The following is a 12212-nucleotide window of genomic DNA, read 5'->3' as shown; positions in this document are numbered from 1 at the left end:
CCCGGCGCAGGAAGGGCCGGGGTCAGGCGTCGTAGTCGACGGTGACGCTGTCGTCGGCCGGGAACGTCTGGCAGGTGAGGACGAACCCGGCGTCGACCTCCGACCGGTCGAGGGCGTAGTTGCGGCGCATGTCGACCGTGCCCTCGCGGACGACGGCGCGGCAGGTCCCGCAGACGCCGCCCTTGCAGGCGAACGGCAGGTCGGAGCGCGTGGCCTGGGCGCTGTCGAGGATCGTCGTCTCCCGGGAGACGGTCGAGGTGGTGCGCCGGCCGTCGAGCACCGTCGTCAGCTCGCTCGTCGCACCGGACGGGAGCCCGTCGACGGCCCGCAGCGGGGGTGGCGGCGGGGCGTCGGCGTAGAACAGCTCGACGTGGACGCGTCCGGCCGGGACGCCGAGCTCGGTGAGCACGTGCCGCGCCTCCTCGATCATCGCCAGCGGCCCGCACAGCCAGACGTGGTCGAACACCTCGACGGGGACGAGGGTGGTCAGGAGGCGGCGCAGCCGGTCGCCGTCGAGGCGGCCGGAGAACAGCTCGACGTCACGCGGTTCGCGCGAGAGCGTGTGCACGATCTGCAGGCGGGGACCGTAGCGGTTCTTCAGGTCGCCGAGTTCCTCGGCGAACATGACGGTGGCGCTGGTGCGGTTGCCGTACACGATCGAGACCTGGGCCTCGGGGTGGCCGAGCACCGTCGCGGCGACCGACAGCATCGGGGTGATGCCGGAGCCCGCGGCGACGCACAGGTGCCGCTCACCCGTCTGCGGGTCGGCCCGCCACGATCCGGTGGGCGGCTGGACCTCGATCCGGGTGCCCGGCGTCACCTCGTGCACGAGCCAGGAGGAGAACAGCCCGCCGGGGATCTCGCGGACGCCGATGCGCGGCGCGGCACTGGCCGGGGCGCAGATCGAGTAGGAGCGGCGGTGCTCGTGCCCGTCGATGAGGCGCCGCAGGGTGAGCGACTGCCCGGCGTGGAAGGCGTAGGCCTCGCGCAGCTCGTCGGGGACGGTGAAGGTGATCGCGGTGGCGTCCTCGCACAACCGGTCCACCGCCGTGACGGTCAGCGGGTGGAAGGCGGCGGCCCTGGAGCGGGCGGGGCCGGTCGCGAGCGTGGTCATGGTCAGATCTCCTTGACGTGCTCGAACGGTTCGGCGCAGTCGGTGCAGCGGTAGAGGGCCTTGCAGGCGGTGGCGCCGAACTCGGAGGTCAGCCGGGTGGCCGCCGAGCCGCAGCGCGGACAGGGCGGCGCGGTGCGGGCCGGGCCGAGCGTGAGCGCGACCGGTCCGGTACGCCGGGGTGCGGGGCCGGGCGCCGACAGCCCGGCGGCACGCAGCGCGGCGCGGCCGCGTTCGGAGATCCAGTCGCTGGACCAGGGCGGGTCGAGCACGACCCGTACCTCGACGCGGTCGAACCCCGCGTCGCCGAGCCGGTGGACGAGGTCGTCGCGCATGGTCCCCATGGCCGGGCAGCCGGTGTAGGTCGGCGTGATCGAGACGACGACGGTCCGCGCGCCGTTCGCGTCCCGTTCCACCTCGACGCCGCGCAGCACGCCGAGGTCGGTGAGGGTGAGCATCGGCATCTCGGGGTCGCGCACCTGACCGGCGGCCTCGGCGGCACGCCGCCGGGCGTCGTCCGCATCCGGGTCGTGCGTCCGGCCGGCGGCCTCGGCGGCGCGCCGTGCGGCGTTCACCAGCGCCCGTCCGGGTGTGCGCGGGCGACCACCTGCATCTCGGCGAGCAGCAGGCTCAGGGCCTCGGTGTGCAGGCCGTCGCGGCCCGTCCGCCCGCCGACGCCGGCCAGCGGTGCCCGTTCGGGACGGCCGACGTCACTGAGGCTGAACACCTGGCCGAGGACGGCGTCCACCTCCTCCCGCAGGGACGCGGGGTCCACGCCGACGCCGGCCAGCGCCAGGGAGCGTTCGAGCGGATGCGCGGCGACCAGCTCGGGCTGCAGCGGCCACAGGGCGTCGAGGGCGGAAAGAAGCCTGCGGCGCGACTCCTCGGTGCCCTGCGCCAGGGTGAGGAACCAGCGCCCGGCCCAGTCGCGGTGGTAGGTGACCTCCTTGACCCCCTTGGCCGCCACCGCGGCCAGCACGGTGTCGCGGCTGGCGCGCAGCCGCTCCAGCAGCGCCAGCCGGGCGGTCGAGAACAGCAGCAGGCGGACGACGACGTGCGCGAAGTCGCCGTTGGCCACCTCGGCCAGGCGCACGTTGCGGAACGCGCGGTCGTCGCGGAAGAAGGCGAGCGCGTCCTCCGGGGGCACCGGCGAGCCGTCGGGCAGCGCGGGCACGACACGCGGGTCGGCGGCGGCCGCGCGCGCCAGCAGCAGCCGCGCCTGCCCGAGCAGGTCGAGCGCCATGTTCGCCAGCGCGATGTCCTCCTCCAGGTCGGGGGCGCGGCTGCACCACTCCGACAGGCGCTGCGACATGATCAGGGCGTCGTCGCCGAGCATGAGGCAGTACGTGGCCAGCTCGGCGGGGTCCACGCCGCCGGGCGGGGTGGTGTCGACGCCGGCCAGCGGGTCCTCGAAGCCGGTGCCGAAGGCCCACTGGGAGGAGTCGCCGCCGAGCAGGCCGTCGAAGACGCTGCCGTGTTCGTCGTTCATGACCGTTCCGATCGTGTGGTGCTCACATGTGCGGGACGTCGCCGGGGATGTCGTAGAACGTCGGGTGCCGGTAGACCTTGTCGCCGCTGGGCGCGAACAGCGGGTCCTTCTCGTCGGGGCTGGAGGCGGTGATGGCGTCGGAGCGTACGACCCAGATGCTGACGCCCTCGTTGCGGCGCGTGTAGACGTCGCGCGCGTGCCGCAGGGCCATCGGGTCGTCCGGGGCGTGCAGCGACCCGACGTGCACGTGGTTGAGCCCGCGCTTGCCGCGGACGAACACCTCGTACAGCGGCCACTCCCGCCGGTCGGCGCTCACCGCGCACCGGCCCGGTCGGCCCGGTCTGTCCGCTCGGCGAAGGCCGACGCCGCCTCGCGTACCCAGGCGCCGTCCTCGTGGGCGGCCCTGCGGTGGGCCATGCGCTGGGTGTTGCACGGGCCGTTCCCGCGGATGACCGCGTCCAGCTCCGCCCAGTCCGGCTCGCCGAAGTCGTGGTGGCCGCGCTCCTCGTTCCAGCGCAGCTCGGGGTCGGGCAGCGTCACGCCGAGCGCCTCGGCCTGCGGCACCGTCATGTCGACGAACCTCTGGCGCAGCTCGTCGTTGGAGTGGCGCTTGACGCCCCAGGCCAGCGACCGGGCACTGTTGGGTGAGCGGTCGTCCGGCGGGCCGAACATCATGAGCACCGGCCACCAGAACCGGTCGACCGACTCCTGGACCATGGCGCGCTGGGCGTCGGTGCCGCGCATCATCGTCATGAGCAGCTCGTACCCCTGCCGCTGGTGGAACGACTCCTCCTTGCAGATGCGGATCATCGCGCGGCCGTACGGGCCGTAGGAGGTGCGGCACAGCGGCACCTGGTTGCAGATGGCGGCGCCGTCGACGAGCCAGCCGATCGTGCCGACGTCGGCGTAGGACAGCGCCGGGTAGTTGAAGATCGAGGAGTACTTCTGCCGGCCGGAGAGCAGCAGCTCGTTCAGCTCGGCGCGGCTGACGCCGAGGGTCTCGCACGCCGAGTACAGGTACAGGCCGTGCCCGGCCTCGTCCTGCACCTTGGCCAGCAGGATCGCCTTACGGCGTAAGGAAGGCGCGCGGCCGATCCAGGCGCCCTCGGGCTGCATGCCGATGATCTCCGAGTGGGCGTGCTGGGCGATCTGGCGGACGAGTGTCCTACGGTAGTCCTCCGGCATCCAGTCGCGGGGCTCGATGCGGTCGTTGCGGGCGATCGTCGCGTCGAAGGCGGCCTGCAGCCGCTCCTGAAGGTCCGGCTCCGCCGGGGTGGTCGTCATCGTTCCTCCGCGGCCTCGAGTTCATTTACTTATCACTCGGTCAGTAATACCGTTGCACGGGGAGGGGCGTCCGCGCAACAGGTCGCGCCCGCGGAGAGGAGACAGTGTGAGCACGCTGCTGGAGAGCTACGCCGCCGGACGGTGGTTCCGGGCCGCCGACGACGGGGAGCCCCTGCTCGACGCCGCGACCGGTGAGGAGGTCGCGCGCATCTCCAGCCGCGGCCTGGACGTCGCCGCGATGGTCGGCCACGCCCGGCGGACCGGCGGTCCCGCGCTGCGGTCCCTGACCTTCCACGAGCGGGCCGCGCTGCTCAAAGCACTGGCAAAACACCTGTCCGAACGCAAAGAAGAGCTTTACGCGCTGTCGGTACGCACCGGAGCCACCTCGCGGGACACGGCGGTCGACGTCGACGGCGGCATCGGCACCCTGTTCAGCTACGCGAGCAGGGGTGCGCGCGAGCTGCCGAACGACACCGTCGTCCTGGACGGCGGCCCGGAACGGCTGGGCAAGGGCGGCACCTTCGTCGGCCGGCACCTCTACGCCTCCCGGCCGGGCGTCGCGGTCCAGATCAACGCTTTCAACTTCCCCGTCTGGGGCATGCTGGAGAAACTGGCCCCGGCCTTCCTCGCCGGGCTGCCCACGATCGTCAAACCCGCGGGCCAGGCCGCCTACCTCGCCGAACGCGCCGTCCGGCAGATCATCGAGTCGCGGATCCTGCCCGAGGGCACGCTGCAGCTCCTCGCCGGAGGCCCGGGCGGGCTGCTCGACGAGCTGACCGTCCAGGACAGCGTCGCCTTCACCGGCTCCGCGCACACCGCGGGCATCCTGCGCCGGCACCCGAACGTCCTGGACGGCGGCGTCGTCCTGGGCGTCGAGGCCGACTCGCTCAACTGCTCGATCCTCGGGCCCGACGTGGGCCCGGACGATCCGGAGTTCGACCTGTTCGTCAAGGGCGTCGTCACCGAGATGACCGTCAAGGCCGGGCAGAAGTGCACCGCCATCCGCCGCGTGCTGGTGCCCGCGCCGATGGCCGGCGCCGTGGTCGAGGCGCTCGCCGCGCGCCTGGCGAAGGTCACCGTCGGCGACCCGCGCAACCCGCAGGTGCGGATGGGCGCCCTGGTGAGCCTCGGCCAGCGCGACGAGGTGCGCAAGGCGGTCGAGGCGCTGCGGGCGAGCGCCGAGGTCGTCTTCGGTGCCCCCGGCGGCACCGCCTCGATCGACGGCGACGCCGAGCGCGGCGCCTTCATGAGCCCGCTCCTGCTGCGCGCGCGGCCCGGTGCCGGCGAGCCGCACGAGGTGGAACCGTTCGGCCCGGTGAGCACCGTGCTCACCTACGACGGCATCGAGGAGGCGGTCGATCTCGCCGCCCGGGGCAGGGGCAGCCTCGTCGCCTCCGTCGTCACCCACGACCCGCAGGTGGCGCGGTCGATCGTGCTCGGGCTGGCGCCGTGGCACGGCCGGGTCCTCGTGCTGGACAGGGACGACGCCGGGGAGTCCACCGGGCACGGCTCGCCGCTGCCCGTCCTGGTGCACGGCGGCCCCGGCCGGGCCGGTGGCGGGGAGGAGCTCGGCGGGATCCGCGGGGTGCTGCGCCACATGCAGTGCACCGCCGTCCAGGCCTCCCCGGACCTGCTCACCGCGGTCACCGGGCAGTGGACGACGGGGGCCGGGCGCCTGACCTCCGACGTGCACCCGTTCCGCAAGTCGCTGGCCGAGCTGCGCGTCGGCGACACGATCGCCTCCGGGACGCGGACGGTGACGCTGGAGGACATCGGCCACTTCGCCGAGTTCACCGGGGACGTCTTCTACGCGCACACCGACGCCGAGGCCGCCGCGCGCAACCCGTTGTTCGGCGGCATCGTCGCGCACGGGTACCTGGTCGTGTCCCTGGCGGCCGGGCTCTTCGTCGACCCCGCGCCGGGCCCGGTCCTGGCCAACTTCGGTGTCGACGCGCTGCGCTTCCTCACCCCGGTGAAGGCCGGTGACACCATCGGCGTGACCCTGACCGTCAAGCAGATCACCCCGCGCGGCGGCGCCGACTACGGCGAGGTCCGCTGGGACGCCGTGGTGACCAACCAGGAGGACCGGACCGTCGCCACCTACGACGTGCTCACCCTGGTGGCCAAGACCTGGCCTGCGGCGCCGCAGGCCTGAGACGAGCCGCGCCACCGCCCGGGACCCGCGGCACTAGGCGGTCCTGCGGCGGTAGGCGTTCATCGCGAGGAGGTAGGCGACGACGAGGGTGCCGGCGCACCAGGCCAGGGCGGTCCAGATGTCGGTGCCGACCGGCTGCTCGGTGTACAGGGCGCGGATGGCGTTGACGATGGAGGTCACCGGCTGGTGCTCGGCGAAGGCACGCACCGGGCCGGGCATGGTGGCGGTCGGCACGAAGGCCGAGCTGATGAACGGCAGGAAGATGAGCGGGTAGGAGAACGCGCTCGCGCCTTCCATGGTCTTGGCCGACAGGCCGGCGATGACGGCCAGCCAGGTCAGCGCCAGGGTGAACAGGACCAGGATGCCGGTGACCGCGAGCCAGGCCGCCACCCCGGCCCCCGAGCGGAAGCCCATGAGCAGGGCGGCGAGCACGACGACCGCGAGCGAGATCAGGTTGGCGGCCAGCGAGGTCAGCACGTGCGCCCACAGCACCGACGAGCGCGCGATCGGCATGGACTGGAAGCGCTCGAAGATGCCGCTCTGCATGTCCGTGAAGAGCCGGAACGCGGTGTAGGCGATGCCCGAGGCGACCGTGATGAGCAGGATGCCGGGAAGCAGGTAGTTCACATAGGAGGCCGTTCCCGTCTCGATCGCGCCGCCGAACACGTAGACGAACAGCAGCAGCATCATGATCGGTGTGATCGCGGTCGTGATGATGGTGTCCACGCTGCGCGTGACGTGGCGCAGGGACCGTCCCAGCAGGACGGCGGTGTCGCCGAGGAGATGCGTGCTCACGGGTGTTCCTTACTCGTGCGTGCCGGCGCGCTGGTCGTCGCCGGGGTGGTGTTCGTACCGCTGCCGCTGCCGCTGCCGCCGTCGCCGACGAGCGAGAGGAAGACCTCCTCGAGGGTTGGCTGCTTCTCGACGTACTCGACCGTGGCGGGCGGCAGCAGCCGCTTGAGCTCGGCCAGGGTGCCGTTCACGATGATCCGGCCCTGGTGCAGGATCGCGATCCGGTCGGCGAGGTGTTCGGCCTCGTCCAGGTACTGGGTGGTGAGCAGCACCGTCGTGCCCTGCTCGGCGAGTTCCCTGACGGCCTGCCACACCTCGATGCGCGCCTGGGGGTCGAGCCCGGTCGTCGGCTCGTCGAGGACGATGACCGGCGGATCGCCGATGAGGCTCATCGCGATGTCGAGGCGGCGGCGCATGCCCCCCGAGTACGTCGCGACCCGCCGCCCGCCGGCCTCGGTCAGCGAGAAACGCCTCAGCAGGTCGTCGGCGATCGTGCCCGGATTCCTCAGGTGCCGCAGCCGGGCGACCAGCACGAGGTTCTCCCGCCCGGTGAGGATCTCGTCGACGGCGGCGAACTGACCGGTGAGGCTGATGGACTCGCGGACCTTCGCGGCCTGTGTGGCGACGTCGAAGCCGTTGACGACGGCCGTGCCCGCGTCGGCCCTGAGCAGGGTGGACAGGATCTTCACGACCGTGGTCTTGCCCGCCCCGTTGGAGCCGAGCAGGGCGAAGATGCCGCCCCGCGCCACGGTGAAGTCCACGCCGCGCAGCACCCGCAGGTCCCCGTACGACTTCTCCAGGCCCCGTACGTGGATCGCCTGGGTGTGCTGTGCCGTCATCGGACGGTCCTTCCTTCTTCTCCGGTGTTCTCGCCGGACTTTCCGGTGCCGTCGGCGGCGTTTCCGGTGTCCTCGGCCGCGGCGCGTCCGACGGCGCCGGCCAGCCGTTCCCGCTCCCGGCCGATCCACCGCCCCGCCGGGTAGTTCTGGACGAACGCCTCGACGAACCCCACGGGGTCGTCCCCGACGACGTCGCGGATCGGGGTCCCGCTCGCCGCGCTCTGCTCGAACAGGTCGGCGAGGTCCTCGTACATCGACGCCGCCTCGGCGCCGTCCCCGGGCCCGAAGTGCATCAGGTAGCGCTCGATCGCCTCGGCCGTCGTGCGGTAGTTCTCGGGAAGCGCCTTGACGCGCGCCTTGTAGCGCCGCCAGCGCTTCTTGTCCTCCAGCGATCCGGTGACCACCTCCAGGTACTGCCGGTAGCGGCTCTTCGGCTCGTCCGGGTCTGTGTTCATGTCTGCCTGCCTTCTTCGCGGAGCCGTCCGAGCCGTTCGGTGAGGCTCCGGGTCCTCGGGAACCCTTGGAGGTGCTCTCGTCCCTGGGGCGTCGGGGGAGCACGCCTTGCGCGGCGGCCCTCCTGCGGGAGGGGATCCTCCCCCTCTACTCGGTGTCGCTGACTACCGGTACAAAGTAACACCGGCTACCGGTATGTAGCAACACTGAATAGCTGGGGCCGCGGATGGCGTGATCCCCGGGCACCTCATGGCGACCACCATCGCCGACCGCCCTGACACCGGGCCGTCGCGGCACCGTCACGGCGCTGACACGGCCACCGACACGACCGCCGGCGCGCCTGATCGCCGGTCCTTCCGGCGACCGGCCGGCCTCCCACGGCCGGCCGGCCTCCCACGGCCGGCCGGGATCCACCGGCCGTCGTCGTCAGGCCGTGCGCAGCGCGTCGGTGGGGGACAGGCGGGCCGCCCGCATCGCCGGGTACAGTCCCGCGACGGCGCCCACGACGACCGCGGTGACCAGCGCCGCGCCCACCGCCGCCGGGGGGATCAGCGGCTGCCACCCGCGCTGAAGCGCCAGCGCGTACGTCACCGCGGCCCCGATCACCACCCCGCACACGCCACCGGCCACCGCGAGCATCAGCGACTCCACCAGGAACTGCACCGCGACATGGCCGCGCGCGGCGCCCAGTGCCCGGCGCAACCCGATCTCCGCACGCCGCTCCAGCACGGCGATCACCATGACGTTCGCGATGCCGATCCCGCCCACCAGCAGCGCGACCGCTCCCAGCCCGACGAACAGCGAGGTCCCCGCGTCCGCGACCTCCAGGCGGGCCGACAGCGCGTCGGACGGCCGGCTGACGTCCACCTCGTCCGGGCTCTCCGGGCTCGTCGCCCGCGCCAGCAGCCCGGAGACCTCCGCCGTCCGTGTCACGTCGGCCCGCACGTACACCCGGCTGGGCCGTCCCCCGTACCCGAAGTCCCGCGCCGCGATCTGCGGGCCGATCAGTGCCGACAGGTCGATCTCCGGCGCCAGTTCGAGCGGTTCCAGAATGCCGATCACCGTGAACCAGCGGTCCCGGACCCACACCCGCGGGGTGCCGGCGAGATCCCGGATCCCCAGCGTCCGCGCGGTGGCGTGGCCCAGCACCGTGGTGGGGTAGGCGCTCGTGGCCCGGCTGAGGTACGTGCCGTGCGCCACCTTCGCGTTCAGGGTGGGCAGCAGCGAGGGGTCGGCGACCCGGACCGAGAGCCCGCCGGTCAGCGTGACCGGGATCCGGTCCGACCGGAACACCTGGACCCCGGGCAGTTCGGCGGTCGGCGCGGCGGACCGCACACCGTCGGTCCTCCTGATCGTCGCCGCGGCCGTCACCGGCAGCGGCACCTCGCGGCCGCTCGCGGACCGCCCGTCGGTCACCGTCAGCAGGTTCGTCCCCAGCCGGTCGATGCGCGCGAGCAGGTCGGCCTGGCTCGACCGGGTGATGCCCAGGACCGACACCACCGCCGCGATGCCGATGGCCACGCCCAGCGTGGACAGAACGGCACGCGTGCGCCGCGTGCGCAGTCCCACGGCGGCCACCGGCAGCAGGTCCGCGGCGCGCAGCCGGGACGGCGGCGCGGCGCCCGCGGGCGTCCGGGAGGGCCCGGAGAGCTCGTCCGGCCCGGTCACGGACGGCTCCCGGAGTCGCGCACGATCCGGCCGTCGCGCATGTCGATACGCCGGCGCATGGCGTCCGCGACGCCGGGGTCGTGGGTGATGGTCACGATCGTGGTCCCGTCGTCGTTCAGCTCGCGCAGCAGGGCGAGGATCTGCGCGCCGGTGGCGGAGTCCAGGTTGCCGGTGGGCTCGTCGGCCAGCAGCAGGCAGGGACGTCCCACCAGGGCCCTGGCGATGGCCACCCGCTGCCGCTCGCCGCCGGAGAGCCGCCGGGCGAGGTGGTGCGCCCGGTGCGCCATGCCGACCCGGGCCAGCGAGACGGCGGCCGCGGCCCGGCGCCGGGCGGCCGGTACGCCCCGGTACAGAAGGCCGGTGGCGACGTTGTCCAGCGCGGTGAGCCGGTCGAGCAGGTGGAACTGCTGGAACACGACACCGAGCCGGTGCGCCCGCAGCCCGGACAGCCGCCGGTCGGTCATCGGCTCGATCGCCTGGCCGGTGATGCGGATCGACCCGCTGGTCGGGCGGTCCAGCCCGGAGGCCAGGTTCAGCAGGGTCGTCTTGCCGGAACCGGACGGGCCCATGACGGCCACCAGCTCGCCGCCGTGGACGGTGAGGTCGACGCCGCGCAGCGACTCCACCGGCGGCGTGCCGGGGTACACCTTGCGGACGGCGCGCAGTTCGAGGACGGCGGTCACGGTGACGGCACCTCGACCCGGTCGCCGGGCCGCAGGGCGCCGGTCACCTCCACCGTGCCGGCGGAGTCGTCGAACAGGCCCGGCTCCACCCCGGCGAGCCGGCCGTCCGCCAGGCGCACCTGGTACCCGCCGCCGGGGCGGGCGAGCAGCGCGGTGACCGGCACCATCAGCACGTCCTCACGGGTCGCGGTGGTGATGCCCAGCCGTACCGGAGCCTGGTCGAGCACCGGGCCGCCCCGCGGCGGCCTGACGCCGACGACGACGGTCACCGTCGCGGGTGCCTCACCGCCCTGCGCGGAGTCGTTCCGCGGCGCGGCCGTGGCGACCCGTCCGATCCGCAGCACGGTTCCCCGCAGCGGCTCCGCACCGGTCATGGAGATGTGGACCCTGTCGCGGGCCCGCACCAGCCGCCGGCGGTCGGCGCCGATCCGCGCGGTGATCACCTGCCGCGTCGACGTCGCCCCCAGCACGGGCGTGTCCGGCCGGATGGTGCTCGCCGGCGTGGCGCGCACCTGCCGTACGCGCAGCCTGCCCGGCAGGAACACCACCTCGCCCATGGCCAGCCGGCCGTCGCGGCGCCAGGCGGGCAGCCCCCAGGACGCCTGCCAGCGCCGCACCGCCGCGCTCGTCGCCCAGGTGAAGCGCGCGTCGACGACGATGTCCCGGCCGGGGTCCATGCCCAGCGCGACGAGGTTGCGTTCGAGCTGCCGGACGTCGGCACCGTCGGTGGTCGCCGGTCCGAGATCCCGGTAGGCCGGTGTCGTGCCGTACAGCAGGCGCACCGGCCGCGCGTCCACCGAGTACAGGCGTTCGCCGCGTGCGACGACGTCGCCCGGGGCGGGAAGCGTGGTCAGCACGCCGGGGGCGCCCTGGTGGACGACGGTGCAGGAGCCGTCGAAGGTCAGGGTGCCGCCGATCTGGATCCGCTCGGTGACGGTACCGCGGGTGACGGCCGCCGTCGCGGTCCGCACCTGGGGGGACGGGTCGCCGGGAGCCGGGCGGTGGGTGGTGACGCGCCAGAGGGTGACGGTCGCGGCGCCGGCGACGACCACCACCAGCACCGTGATCGCCGCCCGCCTGGACGGGCCGGGACGGCGGGGAGGATCCGGCCGCGTCACGAGACGCTCCAGCTTCGGTCCCAGTGCTTCCGGCACGCCGCCCGGGCCCGCTGAAGCTCCGGGGTCTTGCCGTCCAGCGGGGTGCCGAGAACCGGGAAGCTGCCGTCGGGCCTGGGGTCCGGCCAGTCCGGCACGCCGTTCTCGCGCAGGCACCGCGCGAACGTGCGCAACCGGGGCACGTCGCGCGCGCCGGATCCCTCCCCGCCCGGCCGCCGGGGGATGCGGTCGACGATGCTCCGGCATGCCGCCATGGCCTTGTCCACCGCGTCGGCCGGCTGGTCCTGGGGCATCACCAGGTCGCCGTCGCGGACGGTCGGGTCGGGGAACTCCGGCACCCCGTTGTCCCGTACGCACTTCGACAGTTCCCTGCCGAGCGCCTGCAGGTCCGTGTCGCTCGTCCGCCCGCCGGGTTCCCCGCCGCCGCCCGGGCCGCACGCGGCCGGGCCGATCAGGAGCGTGGCGGTGACCACGATCCGAAGGAGTCTTGTCATGGGTCCAGGGTCGCGGCCGGGCGGAGGGACGTCGTCGGAGCATGATCCGGTCTCGGCGTCCCGGCCGTACGACCGCAGGGGGAGGCGGTGTACGAGCCGGGTCCGATGCCGGGCGAGGGGCGGCTGCCT

Annotated in this window: 13 protein-coding genes; 1 reads left to right on the top strand and 12 read right to left on the bottom strand. The window is 73.6% G+C overall.

Annotated features, from left to right (window positions below; genetic code table 11):
* Positions 1-22: 22 nt before the first annotated feature.
* Genes paaE through paaA form a run of 5 tightly spaced genes read right to left on the bottom strand, consistent with a single transcriptional unit; the run spans position 23 to position 3884 of the window.
* A complete protein-coding gene (paaE, locus tag ABD832_RS23310) occupies positions 23-1120 on the bottom strand; it encodes a 1,2-phenylacetyl-CoA epoxidase subunit PaaE (RefSeq protein WP_425582635.1) in 1098 nt (365 codons plus the stop codon).
* Entirely contained in the window at positions 1117-1686 is a 570-nt protein-coding gene (paaD, locus tag ABD832_RS23305) for a 1,2-phenylacetyl-CoA epoxidase subunit PaaD (protein WP_344898886.1), read from the bottom strand. The genes paaE and paaD overlap by 4 nt, the downstream gene beginning before the upstream one ends.
* The gene (gene paaC, locus ABD832_RS23300) at positions 1683-2600 is read right to left on the bottom strand and encodes a 1,2-phenylacetyl-CoA epoxidase subunit PaaC (RefSeq protein WP_344898884.1); all 918 of its coding nucleotides are present in this window, start codon (positions 2598-2600) and stop codon (positions 1683-1685) included. Before paaC ends, paaD begins: the two co-directional genes overlap by 4 nt.
* 22 nt (positions 2601-2622) lie before the next feature.
* Complete coding sequence (gene paaB, locus ABD832_RS23295; protein ID WP_344898882.1) at positions 2623-2916, bottom strand: 1,2-phenylacetyl-CoA epoxidase subunit PaaB; 294 nt, start codon at positions 2914-2916, stop codon at positions 2623-2625.
* Positions 2913-3884 carry a 1,2-phenylacetyl-CoA epoxidase subunit PaaA gene (gene paaA, locus ABD832_RS23290; RefSeq protein ID WP_344898880.1) on the bottom strand — a complete coding sequence of 324 codons (972 nt, stop codon included), beginning with the start codon at positions 3882-3884 and terminating at the stop codon, positions 2913-2915. The genes paaB and paaA overlap by 4 nt, the downstream gene beginning before the upstream one ends.
* Positions 3885-3990: 106 nt before the next feature.
* Between paaA and paaZ the strand changes: the two genes are divergently transcribed.
* Complete coding sequence (gene paaZ / locus ABD832_RS23285; RefSeq protein ID WP_344898878.1) at positions 3991-6039, top strand: phenylacetic acid degradation bifunctional protein PaaZ; 2049 nt, start codon at positions 3991-3993, stop codon at positions 6037-6039.
* A gap of 33 nt (positions 6040-6072) precedes the next feature.
* Here the strand turns inward: paaZ and ABD832_RS23280 are convergent, their stop codons facing one another.
* From ABD832_RS23280 to ABD832_RS23250, 7 genes are all read right to left on the bottom strand, one after another.
* Positions 6073-6834: an ABC transporter permease gene (locus tag ABD832_RS23280; protein ID WP_344898876.1), complete on the bottom strand. Its 762-nt coding sequence runs from the start codon at positions 6832-6834 to the stop codon at positions 6073-6075.
* On the bottom strand, positions 6831-7670 hold the full coding sequence (locus ABD832_RS23275; protein ID WP_344898874.1) for an ABC transporter ATP-binding protein: 840 nt from the start codon (positions 7668-7670) through the stop codon (positions 6831-6833). Before ABD832_RS23275 ends, ABD832_RS23280 begins: the two co-directional genes overlap by 4 nt.
* The gene (locus ABD832_RS23270) at positions 7667-8125 is read right to left on the bottom strand and encodes a DUF1048 domain-containing protein (protein ID WP_344898872.1); all 459 of its coding nucleotides are present in this window, start codon (positions 8123-8125) and stop codon (positions 7667-7669) included. Before ABD832_RS23270 ends, ABD832_RS23275 begins: the two co-directional genes overlap by 4 nt.
* Positions 8126-8549: 424 nt before the next feature.
* Positions 8550-9791, bottom strand: a complete 1242-nt coding sequence (locus ABD832_RS23265) for an ABC transporter permease (protein WP_344898870.1) — start codon at positions 9789-9791, stop codon at positions 8550-8552.
* Positions 9788-10474 carry an ABC transporter ATP-binding protein gene (locus ABD832_RS23260; RefSeq protein ID WP_344898868.1) on the bottom strand — a complete coding sequence of 229 codons (687 nt, stop codon included), beginning with the start codon at positions 10472-10474 and terminating at the stop codon, positions 9788-9790. Before ABD832_RS23260 ends, ABD832_RS23265 begins: the two co-directional genes overlap by 4 nt.
* Positions 10471-11592 (bottom strand): peptidoglycan-binding protein, encoded by a 1122-nt coding sequence (locus tag ABD832_RS23255; protein ID WP_344898866.1) that lies wholly within the window; start codon positions 11590-11592, stop codon positions 10471-10473. Before ABD832_RS23255 ends, ABD832_RS23260 begins: the two co-directional genes overlap by 4 nt.
* Positions 11589-12083: a hypothetical protein gene (locus tag ABD832_RS23250; RefSeq protein ID WP_344898864.1), complete on the bottom strand. Its 495-nt coding sequence runs from the start codon at positions 12081-12083 to the stop codon at positions 11589-11591. Before ABD832_RS23250 ends, ABD832_RS23255 begins: the two co-directional genes overlap by 4 nt.
* Positions 12084-12212: the final 129 nt, after the last annotated feature.

The sequence above is a fragment of the Streptosporangium longisporum genome (assembly GCF_039534895.1).
Taxonomy (GTDB): Bacteria; Actinomycetota; Actinomycetes; order Streptosporangiales; family Streptosporangiaceae; genus Streptosporangium; species Streptosporangium longisporum.
Note: the sequence above shows the minus strand (reverse complement) of the source record. Positions and strands in the feature narration are given on the sequence as shown.

Bases quoted from the DNA above. Each gene is read 5' to 3' on its own strand.
- paaA (WP_344898880.1), bottom strand. From the start codon at position 3,884: ATGACGACCACCCCGGCGGAGCCGGACCTTCAGGAGCGGCTGCAGGCC.
- paaC (WP_344898884.1), bottom strand. From the start codon at position 2,600: ATGAACGACGAACACGGCAGCGTCTTCGACGGCCTGCTCGGCGGCGAC.
- ABD832_RS23250 (WP_344898864.1), bottom strand. From the start codon at position 12,083: ATGACAAGACTCCTTCGGATCGTGGTCACCGCCACGCTCCTGATCGGC.
- ABD832_RS23270 (WP_344898872.1), bottom strand. From the start codon at position 8,125: ATGAACACAGACCCGGACGAGCCGAAGAGCCGCTACCGGCAGTACCTG.
- ABD832_RS23275 (WP_344898874.1), bottom strand. From the start codon at position 7,670: ATGACGGCACAGCACACCCAGGCGATCCACGTACGGGGCCTGGAGAAG.